This window comes from Acidobacteriota bacterium (assembly GCA_021161905.1).
In the GTDB taxonomy this organism is placed as follows: domain Bacteria; phylum Acidobacteriota; class B3-B38; order Guanabaribacteriales; family JAGGZT01; genus JAGGZT01.
Genome location: JAGGZT010000041.1, coordinates 18,535 through 35,008 on the forward strand (window position 1 = coordinate 18,535; position 16,474 = coordinate 35,008).

General features: G+C 52.2%; 16 protein-coding genes. 4 read left to right on the plus strand and 12 right to left on the minus strand.

Features of this window, described 5'->3' with window-relative positions:
- From J7L64_05820 to J7L64_05835, 4 genes are read right to left on the minus strand one after another with little or no spacing between them, the layout of a single operon-like run.
- On the minus strand, positions 1–885 hold the full coding sequence (locus J7L64_05820) for an ABC transporter permease (GenBank protein MCD6451861.1): 885 nt from the start codon (positions 883–885) through the stop codon (positions 1–3).
- Positions 863–1,918 carry an ABC transporter permease gene (locus J7L64_05825; GenBank protein MCD6451862.1) on the minus strand — a complete coding sequence of 352 codons (1,056 nt, stop codon included), beginning with the start codon at positions 1,916–1,918 and terminating at the stop codon, positions 863–865. The genes J7L64_05820 and J7L64_05825 overlap by 23 nt, the downstream gene beginning before the upstream one ends.
- On the minus strand, positions 1,915–3,426 hold the full coding sequence (locus J7L64_05830) for an ABC transporter ATP-binding protein (protein MCD6451863.1): 1,512 nt from the start codon (positions 3,424–3,426) through the stop codon (positions 1,915–1,917). The genes J7L64_05825 and J7L64_05830 overlap by 4 nt, the downstream gene beginning before the upstream one ends.
- Before the next feature lie 8 nt (positions 3,427–3,434).
- Positions 3,435–4,460: a BMP family ABC transporter substrate-binding protein gene (locus J7L64_05835; protein ID MCD6451864.1), complete on the minus strand. Its 1,026-nt coding sequence runs from the start codon at positions 4,458–4,460 to the stop codon at positions 3,435–3,437.
- 132 nt (positions 4,461–4,592) lie between these two features.
- On the opposite strand from J7L64_05835, the gene J7L64_05840 reads away from it, so the two are divergent.
- The 4 genes from J7L64_05840 to J7L64_05855 are packed head-to-tail and all read left to right on the plus strand — an operon-like array spanning position 4,593 to position 9,758.
- Complete coding sequence (locus J7L64_05840; protein MCD6451865.1) at positions 4,593–6,335, plus strand: ABC transporter ATP-binding protein; 1,743 nt, start codon at positions 4,593–4,595, stop codon at positions 6,333–6,335.
- Positions 6,335–8,152, plus strand: coding sequence for an ABC transporter ATP-binding protein (locus J7L64_05845; GenBank protein MCD6451866.1), 1,818 nt, complete (start codon positions 6,335–6,337; stop codon positions 8,150–8,152). Before J7L64_05840 ends, J7L64_05845 begins: the two co-directional genes overlap by 1 nt.
- Positions 8,149–9,108, plus strand: coding sequence for an alcohol dehydrogenase catalytic domain-containing protein (locus J7L64_05850; protein MCD6451867.1), 960 nt, complete (start codon positions 8,149–8,151; stop codon positions 9,106–9,108). The genes J7L64_05845 and J7L64_05850 overlap by 4 nt, the downstream gene beginning before the upstream one ends.
- Complete coding sequence (locus J7L64_05855) at positions 9,108–9,758, plus strand: MtnX-like HAD-IB family phosphatase (GenBank protein ID MCD6451868.1); 651 nt, start codon at positions 9,108–9,110, stop codon at positions 9,756–9,758. Before J7L64_05850 ends, J7L64_05855 begins: the two co-directional genes overlap by 1 nt.
- Here J7L64_05855 and J7L64_05860 read toward each other — a convergent pair.
- From J7L64_05860 to J7L64_05895, 8 genes are all read right to left on the minus strand, one after another.
- On the minus strand, positions 9,755–10,492 hold the full coding sequence (locus tag J7L64_05860) for a helix-turn-helix domain-containing protein (protein MCD6451869.1): 738 nt from the start codon (positions 10,490–10,492) through the stop codon (positions 9,755–9,757). The two genes, J7L64_05855 and J7L64_05860, sit on opposite strands and share 4 nt — an antisense overlap.
- A 227-nt stretch (positions 10,493–10,719) precedes the next feature.
- Positions 10,720–11,034 (minus strand): hypothetical protein, encoded by a 315-nt coding sequence (locus J7L64_05865; GenBank protein MCD6451870.1) that lies wholly within the window; start codon positions 11,032–11,034, stop codon positions 10,720–10,722.
- Between the two features lie 68 nt (positions 11,035–11,102).
- The gene (gene rsmI, locus J7L64_05870; GenBank protein ID MCD6451871.1) at positions 11,103–11,801 is read right to left on the minus strand and encodes a 16S rRNA (cytidine(1402)-2'-O)-methyltransferase; all 699 of its coding nucleotides are present in this window, start codon (positions 11,799–11,801) and stop codon (positions 11,103–11,105) included.
- Positions 11,794–12,273 carry a dCMP deaminase family protein gene (locus J7L64_05875; GenBank protein ID MCD6451872.1) on the minus strand — a complete coding sequence of 160 codons (480 nt, stop codon included), beginning with the start codon at positions 12,271–12,273 and terminating at the stop codon, positions 11,794–11,796. Before J7L64_05875 ends, rsmI begins: the two co-directional genes overlap by 8 nt.
- 10 nt (positions 12,274–12,283) lie before the next feature.
- Entirely contained in the window at positions 12,284–13,570 is a 1,287-nt protein-coding gene (locus J7L64_05880; protein ID MCD6451873.1) for a serine hydroxymethyltransferase, read from the minus strand.
- A 10-nt stretch (positions 13,571–13,580) separates the two neighbouring features.
- Complete coding sequence (gene rpiB, locus J7L64_05885; protein MCD6451874.1) at positions 13,581–14,021, minus strand: ribose 5-phosphate isomerase B; 441 nt, start codon at positions 14,019–14,021, stop codon at positions 13,581–13,583.
- Positions 14,022–14,032: 11 nt separating this feature from the next.
- Positions 14,033–15,376, minus strand: coding sequence for a dNTP triphosphohydrolase (gene dgt / locus J7L64_05890; protein MCD6451875.1), 1,344 nt, complete (start codon positions 15,374–15,376; stop codon positions 14,033–14,035).
- 18 nt (positions 15,377–15,394) lie between these two features.
- A partial coding sequence (locus J7L64_05895; protein ID MCD6451876.1) for an FAD:protein FMN transferase occupies positions 15,395–16,474 on the minus strand: 1,080 nt, incomplete at its 5' end.

Genomic DNA, 16,474 nt, shown 5'->3' on the forward strand with positions numbered 1-16,474 from the left:
TCAGTCCTCCCTGATCTGTTTGCCCAACGAGGCAGGCGGACGCACCCCGGGGACGAAACCGGCGAGGAGGATGATGGTGAGGATGAAAGGGAGGGAGAGGAAAAACTCCGAGGGAAGGGGGAGGTTGGTGAGCTGGAGGGAGTCAGCTAAGGCATCGGCAACACCGAAAAAGAGGGCAACTGCAAGCACCCGTCCCGGACGCCAGGAGGCGATGATAAGACAGGCAAGGGCGATGAATCCCCTTCCTCCAGTCATCCTCTCGACGAACTGGGAGAGATCCACCAACGAAAGCTCACCACCGGCAATACCACAAAGAACACCGGAGATGATCACCCCTAAATAACGGAGCTTGGCCACCTCGATCCCCAAACTGCGCGCCACCTCAGGGTCCTCACCTACCGCTCGCATCCTCAAGCCAAGGGGGGTGCGATAGAGGAGGAAGAGGGAAGAAAAAACGAGGAAAAGGGCGAGGAGGAATAGAGGAGAAAGGGAAAAATCACCTCCTATCCTGATAAAACCGAGCTTGGGGGCAGAAGGGGAGGTGCCATGAACCCCGAAGATACGATAGAGGAGGAAACCGGTCCCTCCAAGGGCGAGGATGTTCACCGCCACTCCGGATACAATGTGATCTCCCTTAAGGGTTATCGAGGTTATCCCGTGGATGAGGGCAAGCGCCATCCCGAAGGCTGAACCGATGATCACCCCGATAATGGGCGAGCCGGTGAAATAGGCGCCGAGTATCGCCCCAAAGGCTCCGACGAGCATCATTCCCTCAAGGGCGATATTCACCACCCCAACCCGCTCTGAAAAGAGTCCACCGAGGGCAGCGAGAGTGAGCGGGGTCGCTTTGATCAACGAAAGTTCAATTAGAGGAAGCAATCTCATTACCTTTTCTCCTCCTGATGAGCTTAGCAAAGAAGCGCCAGTTCCTGGCGCAGACTACTATTATCACCAACGCCTGAACGATCAACACTATATCCCGGGGGATCCCCCCTTCGAGCTGGAGGGTCCTATCCGCGGTGCGAAGCGCCCCAAAGAAAAGGGCGGAAAAAGGGACGAAGAGAGGATGGTTTCCCCCAAGCAGGGCTACTGCGATCCCATCGTAGCCATAGCCCGGGGAGAACTGGCTGTAAAAGGTGTGATGAAGACCGGCGACCTCGATACCACCGGCAAGGCCAGAAAGCCCCCCAGCAAGCGCCATCAACGAGATCATTCTTCTCCCCACATCGATCCCTGCCCTTTGGGCTGCCCTCCTGTTTCTTCCCATTGCCCGCGCCTCATAGCCGAAGGGCGTCTTGAAGAGATAAAGATAGGCGAGGAAGACGATTACGATGGCGATGATGAACCCGAAGGAAAGTTGAGAAGAGCCAGCCTCGGCGATGATGGGGAGAGAGGCGGAGGAGGCTATCTCCCTCGTCTTCGGGATCGCCTCTCCCGCGGAGAGGGGTCCCCTTACCAAGTAGCCTGTCAGGTAGATCACGATGTAGTTGAGCATAATGGTGGTTATTACTTCATGCGCCCCTCGCCTTGCTCTGAGCCAGCCAGCGAGAAAACCGAGGAGCGCTCCTGCAGCGAAGGAGGAGAGGAGGACGAGGGGAAGATGGATGGGGGGTGGTAGGGGGGCAAGCCCCCCTACGATGGCAGAAGCGAGACCACCGAGGTAGAGCTGACCTTCCGCTCCGATGTTGAAAAGACCTCCCTGAAGAGCAATGGCTACCGAAAGCCCGGTGAGGATGAGCGGAGTCGCCTTGATGAGGGTTGAGAGGAAGACTTCCTTATCCCCCATCGAGCCGGTGTAAAGAAGAAGGAAGAAAAGACGCGGACTTCCCCCGGAAAGAAAAACGATGAAGCCAGAGAGAAAAAGGGCGATAAGAAGAACAAAAAGGAGATGGCGCGCTCTCTTAAGAAGGGGGATCATCCGCCTCCTCCGGTCATAAGCCTACCCAGTAGCTTCGGCGTTGCCTCCCTCGGCTTGAGCTCGGAGACGATCCGCCCTCGCCTCAAGACCACTATCCGATCGGAAAGGGCGATCAACTCCTCCACCTCGGGTGAGATGAGGAGGATACCTGCTCCCCGCTTCTGCTCGGCTAAGAGAAGGTTCCTTACCAGCCGAGCACCAGCGATATCGAGCCCCTGGGTGGGGTTTTCCGCGATGATGAGACAAGGGTCGTGGAAGAGCTCCCGGGCGATAATGACCCGTTCCCTGTTTCCCCCGGAAAAGAGATTAAGAGGAAGAGAAAGATCCAGAGGGACGATACCCAACCGGGAGGAAAGATCGAGAAGTTGCTGAGACGCTTTCCTTATGGAGAGGAGAGGGAAGCGGTAGTAAGGAGGGAGGCGATGATAGCCCAGGATGAGGTTTTCGGCAAGGGTGAAATCGAGGATAAGCCCTTCCTCGTCCCGCTCCCCAGGGATGAACGCCACCCCAAGCCTTTTTATCTCGTCTGGAGGGAGAAAGTTCGCTTGCCTGTTCCCTATCTTTATCTCCCCCGCTTTCGGTTTCAGGAAGCCGGCGATGCTCAGAGCGAGTTCCCTCTCCCCGTTCCCCGCTACACTCGCTATTCCCACGATCTCTCCCTCGCGCAGGGTAAGGGAGATGTTATCGAGGAGCAGGCGTCCATCCTCAGCGGTGACCGTCACCCCAGAAAGTTTGAGAACAACTTTCCCCGGGGTAACCTCTTCTTTCTCAAGAGGAGGGAGGAAAGACTCGCCCATCATCATATGGGAGAGATTTTCTTCATCCGCCTCCTCCCGGGAGATGGTCCCCACCACCTTACCCCGCCGCATAACCGTTATCCGGGAAGCTACCGCAAGCACCTCAGGAAGGCGATGGCTAATGAAGAGCACCGTTTTCCCCTCCTCCTTGAGCCGTTTGATCAGGGACAAAAAGGAGCTAACCTCGTTCGGAGTGAGATGTGAGGTGGGCTCATCCAGGATGAGAAGGCTTGCTCCTCGGAAAAGGAGCTTGATCAATTCCACCAATTGCTTCTCCCCAGGAGTTAGAGAAGAGATCGGCTTTGCTAAATCGAGGGAGAAGCCGAGAAGGGGTAGGAGTTCCTTTACCCGTTTTTTCGCGTCTCTCCAGTCGATCTCGCCACCTCTTTTCACCGGTTCCGCTCCGAGCACGATGTTTTCGAGGACGCTCATCCCGGGAATAAGCATTCGCTCCTGGCGAATGAGTCCGATGCCCAAGGATATCGCCTCCTTGGGGGTTAGGTGGTTTCTTCCTTTTCCGTTGATCACTATCTCGCCGGAATCCGGTCTTCTTAATCCGTAGATGATCTCAGCGAGAGTGGTTTTTCCCGCACCGTTTTCCCCGATTATCGCCCGAATCTCCCCTGCTTCTACCTCGATGCTTACCTCATTGTTGGCGATGACACTGGCGTACTTTTTGGTTATTCTCCTTAACTCAAGTACCTTTCCCATATCTTTTTCTACCACCGAGGAGGGGTGAAGTTTTTGAGATCTTCACTCGTCCTTGGAACGATGAGTTCCCCTCTTCCTATCTTCTCCTTGGCGAGTTTCACCAAGCGAAGTGCGGAAGGAGGGATCTTATCTTTGGTAAACCTCATATCGGTAAGGGAGATGGCGCCCTCAGCAAGACCGATGAAATAGTGTCCTCCCCGGAACCTCCCTTCATAGGCTTCCCTTATTCCGTTATAGACCGCGACATCTATCCTTTTGAGAACCGAGGTGAGTATCCTACCCGGGACGAGCCCATCCTGGTTTATATCTGCCCCTATACCGTAAACCCCTTTCTCCTCCTTTACTGCCTCGATGACCCCGAGCCCGGTGTTTCCCGCCAACTGAAAGATCACATCCGCCCCTTTAGCGATGAGCGACTTGGCGAGCGATTTCCCCTTGGCTGGATCGTTGAAATCGCCGGCGGTGACGGTGATTACCTCTATCTTCTTCCCCCTCTTTTTCCCTCCAGTAATCACCCCGGCACGGAAACCGGTCTCGTAAGCCTCAACCGGTGGGATATCCATTCCCTGAACCACGCCGATGATCCCGGTTCTGGTGGTATAGGCGGCGATGATCCCGGCTAAGAACGCCCCCTCCTCGCTTTTGAAGTCATAGCTCGCCACATTTGGCTTTTCCACCTTTCCATCGATGAAGATGAAGGCGGTCTTCGGGAAGTCATCCGCCACCTTGTTCACCGCGTCGATCATAAGGTAGCCCATTGCCACCACCACCTTACCCTTCTTCGCCGCCAAGGAGAGATTTGGGATATAGTCCGCCTGCTCATAGGACTGGATGAACGAGCCCTTTATACCGAGTTCCTTCTCCGCTCTCTCCACCCCTCTCCAGCCAGCGTCGTTGAACCCCTTATCACCAAGGCCCGCGGCATCGGTTACCAGGATCACCCTGAACCCATTACTCCTTTCCTCTCCCTTCTTGCAGGAAAGGAGAGAGACGAGAGAAATTATTAGAAAAATGACGAGAACCCTCTTTTTCATCTATGGTGTCCCTCCCGGTTAAATGGTAACCGGCTTTCTTCTTCCCTGTCAATCTGGGGAAACCCCTTGAATTTGATCCCCGCTTATGACAGAATTTAATCTCTTAATTGATTTATGATAAAGGATTTTTCGATGAAGGGGCTTAAACCGCTTATCCCTTATCTAAAAAGGTATAAATCGAGGATCCTCCTCGGTATGTTCTTCGTCGCTATGGGCATCGGCTTCAGGGCGAGCGTCCCTTTGGTGCTCAAGTATGCGGTGGATAGCCTATCCTCCGGGCTCAATGGGAGACTGCTTTCGCTCTATGGGATGGCGATAGTTGGGATAACGGTGGTTCAGGGAGTGTTCAGCTTCTTAGCCCGGCGAACCCTTATTGGGACATCCCGGTATATAGAATACGATCTCAAATGTGATTATTTCGCCCATCTTCTTCGCCAGCCTCCGTCCTTCTTTCATCGCTACAAGACGGGTGATCTGGTGACCCGGGCGGGAAACGATATCGAAGCGGTGAGGATGGTGGTGGGAGCCGGGATTATGAACTTCACCAACACCACGGTGGTAGTGGTGGCGGCGCTTACTATGATGCTTGCGATAGAAAAAAGGCTCGCCCTCTATGCCCTTTTCCCCATTCCGGTGATCGCTTTCGCCATTTATCGGCTAATAAGGTTGATCTATAAGAGCTACGAGGAGGTTCAACGAGGATATGCCTCCTTGGGCGCCAAGGTGCAGGAGAGCTTTGCCGGGATAAGACTGGTGAAGTCACTTCTTCTCGAGGAGCACGAGGCTAAAGGGTTTCGAGAGCTTGCCCACGACTTCTTCAAAAAGAATATGCGGATGGCGAAGGTGCTCGGTGTCTTTATGCCTCTTCTTCTCCTAGGTGCAGGTGCGGGGATGCTGATCGTCATCTGGCTCGGAGGACGGGAGGTCATCCTTGGACGGATAAGCCTGGGTGATTTCGTCGCCTTCGGGGGCTACATGATGATGCTACTTTGGCCCTCGATGGCGCTCGGCTGGGTGATAAGCCTCGTTGAACGGGGTTCTGCCTCGATGGGAAGGCTCTCCACCATAATGAGGGAGGAGCCAGCGATAAAGGACCCAGAATCGCCTGTAATCCTTGAGGAAATCAAGGGGGAAATAGAGTTCAAAGGGGTGTCGTTTGCTTACGAAGAGGGGGGGGGCTATGTCCTTGAGGATATAAACCTTAAGATATCCCCTGGGATGAAGGTGGCTATAGTGGGGGGGACAGGATCGGGGAAGAGTACCCTCCTCGCCCTGATACCCCGACTTTACGATGTTACTTCAGGGGCGGTGCTGATAGACGGGGTGGATGTGAGACATCTTCCCCTTCGGTTCCTCCGGAGTAACATCGGCTATGTCCCTCAGGAGGGTTTTCTCTTCTCGGATACGATAAGGGCGAATATCGCCTTCGGAAGCGAGACCGCTGGCGAAGAGGAGATCGTCCGGGCAGCTTTCCTTGCTGGTCTTACTGAGGATATCGCTACCTTCCCCAGGGGGTACGATACCGAGGTGGGGGAACGAGGGATAACCCTTTCCGGTGGTCAGAGACAGAGGACAGCGCTTTCCCGGGCGCTTTTGATAAAGCCGAGGGTCCTCCTCCTCGATGATCCCTTTTCCAGTGTTGACCTTGCTACCGAGCAGAAGATAATCTCCCGCCTTTCTCAGGAGAAGGAGTTGAATACGGTCATCATCGCCACCCACCGGGTTTCGGCGGTTATGGATGCTGACCTCATCGTGGTGCTCGAGGGGGGAAGGATAGTGGAGAAGGGGAAGCATCAGGAGCTCCTCGCTAAGAAGGGGGTTTATGCCAAACTCTATCGGAAGGAGCTGATCGCTTCTGAGCTCGAGGTGAGCTGATGCATCGTCATCAATTCTACACCGAAGAGGCTAAGGTTTACGATATAAGGCTCCTTAAGAGGCTTCTTGGCTATGTGAAGCCGTATGCGCCCTATTTGGTGGCGGCGATCTTTTTGCTTCTCCTTGTTTCGTTGTTTCAACTTGCTGCTCCTTATCTCACCAAGATCGCCATTGACCGCTACATAAAGGCGGGAGACCTCGTCGGATTGAGCCGATTGGCTGTTCTCTTCGCCTTCATTCTTGCTTTTGGGTTCCTCTTCCAATTTTTGGAGATCTATCTCGTTTCCTATTTGGGTCAGCGGATAATCTTTGATCTAAGGGCGAAACTTTTTTCCCATCTCATTCGATTCCCTTTGTCGTTTTTCGATGGGAATCCGGTGGGTAGATTGATGACCCGGGTGATGGGGGATGTGCGGGAGCTCAACGAGTTCTTCACCTCAGGCTTGGTTACCATATTGGGAGACCTCTTCACCCTCATCGGCATCACCGTTATCCTCCTCCTTATGAACCTCAAGCTGGCGCTCATCACCTTTACCGTTATTCCCCTTCTCTTCGTCGCTGCTTTTACCTTCAGGAGTAAGGTAAGACGATCGTTCCGCACCTTGCGGAGGTTAGCGGCGAAGATAAACGGTTTCCTTGAGGAGACGATAGGGGGGATGAGCATCATTCAGCTTTTCACCAGAGAGAAAGAAAGGTTCGCCCGTTTTCAGGAGCTTGCCCGCGAATATCGGACCAACTTCCTGAAGACGATCTTCTACTTTGCCGTCTTCTTTCCCGCGGTCGAGATCATAAGTGCCACCGCAGTGGGCCTCATCATTTGGTATGGCGGAGGAGAGGTTATTAGGAACGCGCTCACCCTCGGCTCCCTGGTCGCCTTTGTTCAGTATGCTCAGCGTTTCTTCTTCCCCATCCGCGATTTGAGCCAAAAGTATAGCATTGTCCAGCAGGCGATGGCGGCGGCAGAGAGGGTGTTCCGTCTTCTCGATACGGAACCTAATATTCGGGATGTATCAGCGCCCCATCCTCCATTTCCCGTCTCAGGGAGGGTCGATTTTGAGAATGTCTGGTTTGCCTATAAGCCGGAAGAGTGGGTCCTTGAGGATGTGTCCTTTACCGTTCAGGTGGGAGAAAAAGTGGCGCTTGTCGGTGCCACCGGGGCAGGGAAGACCTCGATAATAAGCCTTCTCGTCCGGTTTTACGAGGTGAACCGGGGAAGGATCCTCCTCGATGGTGTGGATATAAGAGAGCTTCCCCAGTCCTTCCTTCGTCAGGAGGTGGGGGTGGTGACCCAGGATGTGTTCCTCTTTACGGGAACAGTGGAGGAGAATATAAGGCTTGGCTCTCCTTCTTCGCGAGAGGAGATAGTCCGTGTCGCTCAATATTTGGGGGTGGATGAGTTCATCAGGAGGCTCCCTAAGGGATATGATACAGAGGTGGGGGAACGAGGGCTGAAGCTTTCCGCTGGCGAGCGTCAACTCATCGCCTTTGCCCGAATGATGCTTAGAAACCCCAAGGTGATTCTCCTCGATGAGGCTACCGCTAATGTGGACCCGGATACCGAGACCCTTATTCAGCGGGGCATAGAGAGGTTAGCGAAGGAAAGAACGCTCATCATCATCGCCCACCGACTCTCCACTATTCGCTTCGTGGATAGGATAATCGTGATCCACAAGGGGAGGGTCCGTGAGGTGGGGTCTCATAAGGAACTCCTCAGGAAGAAGGGGATATACTACAAACTCTATCAACTCCAATATTCTAATGGTGAAAGATTTTCCCTTCCCAAGGAAGGGTTGGGGAGAAGAGGAGGAGTGGAGTGAGAGCGTTGGTGTTCGACGGCGAGAAGCTCGAGATCGCCGAGGTCCCTTTCCCGGAAAGGGGTAAGGGGGATGCCTTGGTCCGGGTTATCGCTGCTGGTATTTGCACCACCGATATCGAGATAACAAAGGGATATTTTGGTTTTACCGGGATAATAGGTCATGAGTTTGTCGGCAGGGTGGAGGATGCTGAGGAGGGACATCTCATCGGGAAGAGGGTGGTAGGTGAGATAAATATCGGCTGTGGTAAATGTGACTGTTGCCTTTCCGGTGATCCCAGACACTGTCCAGGGAGGAAGGTCCTTGGGATAAAGGATCATCCCGGAGCGATGGCGGATTACCTCACCCTCCCGGCAAGAAACCTTCATCTTGTACCGGACGAGGTCTCGGATGAGGAGGCGGTCTTCGCCGAGCCCTTGGCTGCTGCCTTGGAGATAATGGAGGAGGTTGACCTTCGCCCGAGCTCCCGGGTGGCTCTTCTCGGCGATGGGAAGCTGGGGCAGTTGATCGCCCAGGTGGTTGCCCTTTCCGGTGCCGAGCTTACCGTATTTGGCAGAAATGAACGAAAGCTCGCCCTCCTTCGCGATCTCGGGATCACCGTTACCTCGGACACCCCGAGCGGAGAGTACGATATCGTCATCGAAGCGACCGGTTCTCCCAAAGGGCTCCCCTTAGCTTGTTCCTTAGCCAAACCGCGGGGGAAAGTGGTGGTGAAGAGCACCTTCTCCTCTGATAAGGCGATGCTCGATGTAACCGATTTGGTAGTACGGGAGCTAACGGTGATCGGTTCTCGATGTGGTCCCTTCCCCCCGGCACTTCGCTTCCTTAAAAGGGGATTGGTCGATGTCCGCCGGTTGATAACCGCGGTATTGCCCTTTGAGCGGGCGATCGAAGGTTTCTCTCTGGCAAAGGAGCGTGATAGCCTTAAGGTGATACTGAGGATGGATGAGGGAAGCTGATGGGCTATCATATCTTCGTTGACTTCGATGGCACGATAACCAAAACCGATACTCTGCAATATATACTCGATACCTTTGGGGATAAAGATTGGCGGAAGATAGAGGAGGCGGTTTCCCGGGGCGAGATCGATGAGATCGATGGCTTAAGGCTTGAGTTCGCCACCGTTAGAGCAAGTAAGGAGGAGGTGCTTGTTGCGCTCGATCAGGCGATCACCATCGACGAAGGTTTCCCTTCCTTTTGGGAATGGTGTCGAGAAAGAGAAATACCCCTAACCATCCTCTCAGGCGGTTTTCGATTTATAATCAACCATATCCTAAGTAAATTTGGTCTTTCCGAAATCGAGTTCTTCGCTAATGAGGTGACTGTTCTCGATGGAAGATGGGAGGTGATACCTTATGGCGGTTGGCGTGATTGCTTCTCCTGCAATCACTGCAAATCGAGCCACCTCTGGGAAGAGAAGGAAAAAGGGATAAGCACCGTCTATATTGGAGATGGGAACACCGATCGCTGTGCTGCCCGCTATGCCAATATTATCTTTGCCAAGGGAAAGCTTGCCCACTATGCTGAGGAGTACAAAATTCCCTTCTCCCTCTATGAGAATTTTATTGAGGTGAGGGATAAACTTTCCCGGATTATTGGGGCTGGTTAATCCAGTCTCTCCTTATTCACCTTTCTTTTGAGTGCCCTGATGAAGAACAGGGCGTTGTTTTTCGATTCCTCGTAACAGGTGGCATCGTAGTCGGAATCGAGCGGTTGAAGCGCATCTCCATGCGGGGTTTTGACCAATTTTCTGACCTTGAATCCACGACTGGTCACCAGCAGTACCAGGTCTTTGTTTCCTATGGGATGATTCGGCTCGATCAAAAGAAGGTCTCCCGGTTGGATGATCTTTTCCGCCTCGGTCTCCCCCTCCATCAGGGCGTAGAAGGCGTTTGGATCATTTGATTCCCCGAGCTCATATTGTTCTGCTACCTCCCGGGGAAAAGAAAGGTTGGAAAAATCCTTCCATTTGGCGCACATCGCTGGGGTGATAACCGGGATCATAAACTTGCTTTCGTCCGTTATCTGTTCCTCATCCTCGGGGGGTTTTATATAGACGAACTCGATGTCTTTGAAGAGGTCAGGGTCTTTATCAAGACAGGCTAATTTAGCCAATCTCTTCCGCTCCAGCTTGAGGAGATTAGCGAGCTTCTTAATACGGTTAAAGGGTAGAGGTGCTACCCCCCGCTCTATATTCGATATTGCCTGCTTATCCTTATAGTTTAATATCTTCGCTACCTGGTCCTGATTGAGACCCAAGTCCTTCCTCCGGCGCTGGAGGAATTTCCCTACCTTCTTTCTGGTCTTAATTAACTGGGCGTTCTTCCTTCTTCTCGTTCTCATTTCATCTTCTCCTTCTCAAGTTAGATATTGTCAAGAATGCTTAATTTCAATTAAATAAATCAATTTGTCATCCCTTCCGGGAAGATTGCCCTTTTTCAGTAAAGGAAACCATTTCAATCATATATAATACCACTGTAGAGTATGTAATGTAAATAACATTTTTCCTGAGTGATAAAAAAAATTTGATGAATCAAATATTAAAATAGAAGGCAAACTCGAGCCTACATTTAACTTCCCCTAAGTTCGGCTATCTTCCTCTTGAGTTCAGAAATGTTCTTCTCACATAATTCATCCTTCCTTCGATCCTGAAGGAGGAAGGATAGCGCTCGCTCATAATATGATTTCGCTTCCTCTTTGTCCCCCCGTGCCTCTGCCGCTTCTCCCTTTTTGTAATTGACGATGAAAAGGACATAGTTCTTAAGCTGGTTATCCCTTATATTTTTTATCCCCATTTTCTTGGTGGTGGTAAGAAGTTCCCGGGAAGCCCAGAATATGAAGATAAAGAAGACAAAAAGGGCAACATAGAGTAACAAATTATTCATTTCAATCGCCTTGTTAGTTGATTTCCGCCCCTACTCCCCTTTATTTAGTATATCAAAGACAAGAGGTTTTAGGAAGAGGAATTTTCCTCCTTCTTTGCTCCTCTGATGATGAGGGTTATCTCTCCTCTTACCTTCTTCCCAGCCAGTTTCTCCTTTATAGATGAAATCCTTCCCCGGATTACCTCTTCATGAAGCTTAGTGAGTTCCCGGGCGAGCACCATTTCTCTATCGCCGAGTATTTCCTCCATCTCGGCGAGTGTCCGCTCGATCCGATGGGGTGCTTCGTAGAATATCAGGGTTGATGCGAGGTCCTTTAGTTCCTTAAGCCGTCGCTCTCGTTTCCCCTTTTTTCGAGGGAGAAAGCCCGAGAAGAAAAAGGAGTCGGTAGGGAGTCCGGATACCGATAGGGCGGCGATTACCGCACTTGCTCCAGGAATGGGGATGACTTCAATATCAGTTTCCGCTGCCCTTCGGACGAGGCGGTAACCCGGATCCGATATTCCCGGTGTTCCCGCATTGGAGACAAGGGCGATATCTTCCCCCTTGAGGAGGAGGTTTACCAGTTCCTCCGCTCGTTTTTCTTCGTTATGTTCGTGGTAGCTTATGAGCCTCGCTTTTATCTGGTAATGATTGAGGAGTTTCTTCGTCCATCTGGTATCTTCGGCGGCGATGAACGATACCTTGGAGAGAACCTTGATCGCCCGGTAGGTGATATCCTCGAGATTTCCTATCGGGGTTGCCACCACATAGAGCCGTCCTCTATTCATCTTCGTCGGTGAGCTTTATTTCTCCCTTATATCTCATATGGACGAGCTCCATCTTCGCTTCCTCAAGCATTTCTCTGGATAGCTCATCGGGATACCCTTGGGCATAGATTATCTTCTTAATGCCAGCATTTATGAGCATCTTGGCACAGATGACACAGGGAAAGTTGGTGGTGTAAATAGTAGCGCCCTTGAGTACCACCCCCATTATCGCCGCCTGGATGATAGCGTTTTGCTCCGCATGAACCGCTCGACAAAGCTCCTGGTTTTGCCCCGAGGGTATGCCGAGTTTCTCCCTTAAGCAACCAACCTCCTCACAGTGACGGAGACCGGTTGGGGGACCGTTGTAGCCAGTGGTGAGGATCCTCTTATCGCGCACTATCACCGCTCCTACCTTCCTCCTCAGACAGGTGGACCGGGTAGCCACTAAATGGGCTATCTCCATAAAGTATTCATCCCATGAGGGTCTTCCCATCTCCTCTTCCTCAGCTGAGCTGGAAACAGCGCTTCACCCCATCACAGCCCTTTATCCGAAGCTCGTAGAGGGGGAAACGGGCGCAGAGCGATTTCACCTCCTCCCTTACTTCAGCTATCTTCCGCTCGTTCTTCGGGTCTTTAAGGACTTCGGTGATTAGATCGGCGATAAGCTCCATCTCTTTCTCCTTCATTCCTCGGGTGGTGACTGCCGGGGTACCTAACCTTATCCCTGAGGCGATGAACGGCTTGTTCTTATCGAAGGGGATGGTATTCTTGTTCACCGTGATCCCCGCCTTTTCCAGGGCATTCTGTGCCTCTTTACCCGTAATACCTCGTTCGAAGACATCGACCAGCATCATATGGTTGTCCGTTCCCCCGGACACCAGGCGGAAGCCGTTCTTCATCATCCGTGCAGCAAGTGCCCTGGCGTTTTTTACTATCTGCCGCTGGTACTCCCGGAACTCTTCGCTCTCCGCCTCCTTAAAGCAGACCGCCTTCGCTGCGATGATGTTCATCAACGGTCCTCCTTGTATTCCGGGAAAGACCTTTTTATCGAGCTCACTGGCGAACTCCTCTTGGCAGAGAATCATCCCCCCACGCGGTCCCCTGAGCGTTTTATGGGTGGTAGTGGTGACAAAATGGGCGTAAGGCACCGGGCTTGGATGCTCTCCCGCTACCACCAACCCCGCGATATGGGCAATATCCGCCATAACTAATGCCCCTACTTTATCCGCTATCTCCCGTACCCGTTTGAAATCGATTATCCGAGGATAGGCGCTTGCCCCCACCTCAATTATCTTCGGCTTATGCTTCTTCGCCAGGTCCTCCATTTGGTCGTAATCTATCTCCTCAGTTCTCGGATCCACCCCGTAGGCGACCACATTGTACATAAACCCGGAGAAGTTGAGCGGATGTCCGTGGGAGAGGTGCCCTCCATGGGTGAGGTTCATCCCGAGGAATGTATCCCCCGGCTTGAGGACGGTGAAGTAAACTGCCATATTTGCCTGGGTTCCGGAATGGGGCTGTACATTGGCATGTTCCGCTTTAAAGAGTTTCTTCGCTCGTTCGATGGCAAGCGATTCCACGATGTCGTAGTTTTCACAGCCCCCATAGTAGCGCCTCCCAGGATAGCCCTCAGCGTACTTATTGGTGAATACAGAACCCAGAGCCTCAAGCACTGCTTCGCTTGCGAAGTTTTCCGAGGCGATCAGCTCAATGGTGGTGGCCTGGCGAATGACCTCGTTGTGAAGGGCTTTAGCCACCTCAGGGTCTACAGTAAATAGGTTTTTTAACATCTTCACCCCCTTATTTTCCTTCCAATTGATGCATCAGGTTGATCCTTTTTTCGTGCCTTCCTCCGGCAAATTCGGTAGCAAGGAAGACACGGACGATCTCTTCTGCCATCTCCCTTCCGATTATCCTACCCCCCATACAGAGGATGTTGGCGTTGTTGTGTTCTCGGGAAAGGCGGGCGGAAAATGGTTCGTGACAGAGGGCAGCACGGACACCAGGTACCTTGTTCGCTACCATAGACATCCCGATGCCCGAGCCGCAAATGAGGATCCCAAGGTCCGCTTTCCCCTCGGCAACCGCTCGAGCAACCCTCTCCCCGAAGACCGGATAGTCGACCCGCTCCTCGGAGTTGGTTCCCATATCGATGACCTCATTCCCCAACTCGAGAAGAAAGCTTTTTATATACTCCTTCAACCGGAAGCCGGCGTGATCGGCACCAATTACTATCTTCATCTTCCCTCCTTTCAGAAAAGGTTTCTTCCCGATGCTGAAGTGGTTAATCGTTCATACTCCTTGAGGGCATACTCATCCGACATCCCCGCGATGTGGTCCGCGAGGAGTCGAATGAACCTAACATCCCTCTGGTATTTTTTGATCTCCCGGGTAAGTTTATCCCTTGGGAGATCACGGATGAAGATAACGCCCCCCTCCTCCTTCATTCGAAGAAGCACATAATCCTCGAGGAGGAGCGGATTTTTATAATAAGTGGCAAAAAGGGAGGCTATCACATTTTTTGCCCGGTAATCCGCCCGGCTCACGGTAAGGGAGTTTATTATCTCCCGGGATACAAAAGAGGAAAGTTCGCCAAAGAGCTTCTTCACTCTGGGGGAGAACTCCACCGTTTCCTCTTTCACTTTCTCCCTCTTCTGATAGAAATCTTCGCTCGTTCTCACTCCTTCTCGTTCGCACCATTCGTCTATCCTCTTTCCTGAGGCGCAGATAATGTCGGTCACCAGGAGATGGATCATTCCCCTTATGAGGACATTCTCCCTTAAAAATCTGGAGGGGGTGTTGCGGTATGCCCCCTTTACCCTTCCGATCACCTCCCGGCTGATAGCGAGTTCCTCCACCCTGGCGAGCTCGACTATTCCTGCTCTCATCCCATCCTCAAGGTCATGGATCTTTTGGGCGACTTCGTCAGCGATGGCTACCGCTTGTGCTTCAAAGAAGGAAGGCATTCCCAGATTTAGCCCCCCTTCATATAGATCGGGGTAGATTATCCCTGACTCCAAGGGGGTATGTTTCAATATGCCCTCCCTCACCGCATCGGTTAGATTGAGCCCCGGATGGTGGTAGCGCCTTTCGAGGATATCGACCACCCTCAGACTTTGATAGTTGTGTTTGAACCCTCCTGCTTTTTTGAGGCTCTCCTTGTAAATGACACCGAGTGTCTCTTTCCCTCCCATAACCGCGGAGAGGATTATCTCCCCTGCTTTCCCGAACGGAGGCTGCCCGAGATCGTGGGCTAACGCTATTGCTTCTGTTAAATCCTCGTTCAGTCTTAGGCTCCTCGCCAGGGTCCTCGCTATCTGGCTCACCTCGATGGTATGGGTAAGACGAGTGCGATGGTGATCACCCCCATAGGGGACAAACACCTGGGTTTTGTGCTTCAACCTCCTGAAGGCGCGGGAGTGGATGATTCTATCCCGATCGTGCTGGAAGGAGGTGCGGTAATCGAACTTTCTTCCCTCCACCTCCTCCGGGTAGCGCCTTTTCGCTCTGGCGCTCTTCATCGCATAGGGGGCGAGTAGCTCCTCTTCCCTCTGCTCAAGTATCTCTTTGGTATAATAAAGCGGGTCTTTTTTCATTTTGTTCTCGAATCGATTTTATCTATTTCCCCGTTCCTCGGCAACCGATATCACCCCTGGCGGGAAAAGGGAGGGGTGGAACCATCTCATCCCTGAAGAAAAATAGATTTTTCCCTTATCGGTTATTATTATCCCTTCGACATCTGGAATCTGCTCGATGAGGGAAAGCCCCCTTTTTTTTCTAAGGACAAAAATTCCGGTGGCTAAGGCATCGGCGATGGTGGCGTTCTTTGCGATAATGGTGACTGAAGCCATCCCGGATACGGGATATCCCGTTCTTGGGTCGATGATATGGCAATATCGCTTCCCCCCGATCTCGAAGTAGTTCTCGTAGCTTCCCGAGGTGACCACCGCTCTATCCCTTACCCTGATGGTCCCAATTATCTTGCCCTTTTCCCTCGGATCAGCGATCCCGATGAGCCAAGTTTTTCCGTTTTTTCCCCCTCCTAAAGCGTAAATATCACCACCGGCATTAACCAGGGCGCGGGTGATCCCCCATTTTTTTAAGGTAGAGACCGCCTCATCCACTGCATAACCTTTGGCGATTCCCCCGAGGTCTATCGCCATCCCCTGTTCCTTGAAGCGTATGGTTCGTCTTTTCGGATTATAGGTTACCTTCTTCCAGCCGACCCTCTTCAGGGTGGCACCGAGTTCCTCCTGTTGTGGAAGGTTTCCTCGATGACGGTAGAACCCCCAGAGCGTGATTAATGGGGAGACGGTTATATCGAACGCCCCCTCAGTCTTTTTCGAGATAGAGAGCCCCTGTACAATAACCGAGGCTAATTCCTCGCTTACCTCTACCTCTTCCTTACCCGCTTTCCTGTTCAGCCTTGAGAGTTCGGAGTCGGCAAGAAAGTTGCTCATCCTTTTTTCTATCTCCTTCATTCGGGAGAAAGCCTCCTCAATCGCCTCTTCCCCTCTTTTCCTATCTTCGGTAATCACCTTTATCTCAACGAAGGTTCCAAGAAGCATCTCCGTCTTCGAGAGCTCAATCGGCTTGTTTTTGCAGGAAGGGAAGGTAAGTGCGATAAGGAGAGTTATGATGGCGAAGGATAGGGGTTTCTCAAGTTTGTTTCTCCTCACTTTCTTCCTCCTTAA

What these genes read in the sequence shown, in the direction of transcription:
- J7L64_05860 (MCD6451869.1), bottom strand. Translation starts at nt 10,492, where the DNA reads ATGAGAACGAGAAGAAGGAAGAACGCCCAGTTAATTAAGACCAGAAAG.
- J7L64_05825 (MCD6451862.1), bottom strand. Translation starts at nt 1,918, where the DNA reads ATGATCCCCCTTCTTAAGAGAGCGCGCCATCTCCTTTTTGTTCTTCTT.
- J7L64_05845 (MCD6451866.1), top strand. Translation starts at nt 6,335, where the DNA reads ATGCATCGTCATCAATTCTACACCGAAGAGGCTAAGGTTTACGATATA.
- J7L64_05865 (MCD6451870.1), bottom strand. Translation starts at nt 11,034, where the DNA reads ATGAATAATTTGTTACTCTATGTTGCCCTTTTTGTCTTCTTTATCTTC.
- rsmI (MCD6451871.1), bottom strand. Translation starts at nt 11,801, where the DNA reads ATGAATAGAGGACGGCTCTATGTGGTGGCAACCCCGATAGGAAATCTC.
- J7L64_05855 (MCD6451868.1), top strand. Translation starts at nt 9,108, where the DNA reads ATGGGCTATCATATCTTCGTTGACTTCGATGGCACGATAACCAAAACC.
- J7L64_05880 (MCD6451873.1), bottom strand. Translation starts at nt 13,570, where the DNA reads ATGTTAAAAAACCTATTTACTGTAGACCCTGAGGTGGCTAAAGCCCTT.
- J7L64_05835 (MCD6451864.1), bottom strand. Translation starts at nt 4,460, where the DNA reads ATGAAAAAGAGGGTTCTCGTCATTTTTCTAATAATTTCTCTCGTCTCT.
- J7L64_05840 (MCD6451865.1), top strand. Translation starts at nt 4,593, where the DNA reads ATGAAGGGGCTTAAACCGCTTATCCCTTATCTAAAAAGGTATAAATCG.
- J7L64_05830 (MCD6451863.1), bottom strand. Translation starts at nt 3,426, where the DNA reads ATGGGAAAGGTACTTGAGTTAAGGAGAATAACCAAAAAGTACGCCAGT.
- rpiB (MCD6451874.1), bottom strand. Translation starts at nt 14,021, where the DNA reads ATGAAGATAGTAATTGGTGCCGATCACGCCGGCTTCCGGTTGAAGGAG.
- dgt (MCD6451875.1), bottom strand. Translation starts at nt 15,376, where the DNA reads ATGAAAAAAGACCCGCTTTATTATACCAAAGAGATACTTGAGCAGAGG.
- J7L64_05875 (MCD6451872.1), bottom strand. Translation starts at nt 12,273, where the DNA reads ATGGGAAGACCCTCATGGGATGAATACTTTATGGAGATAGCCCATTTA.
- J7L64_05820 (MCD6451861.1), bottom strand. Translation starts at nt 885, where the DNA reads ATGAGATTGCTTCCTCTAATTGAACTTTCGTTGATCAAAGCGACCCCG.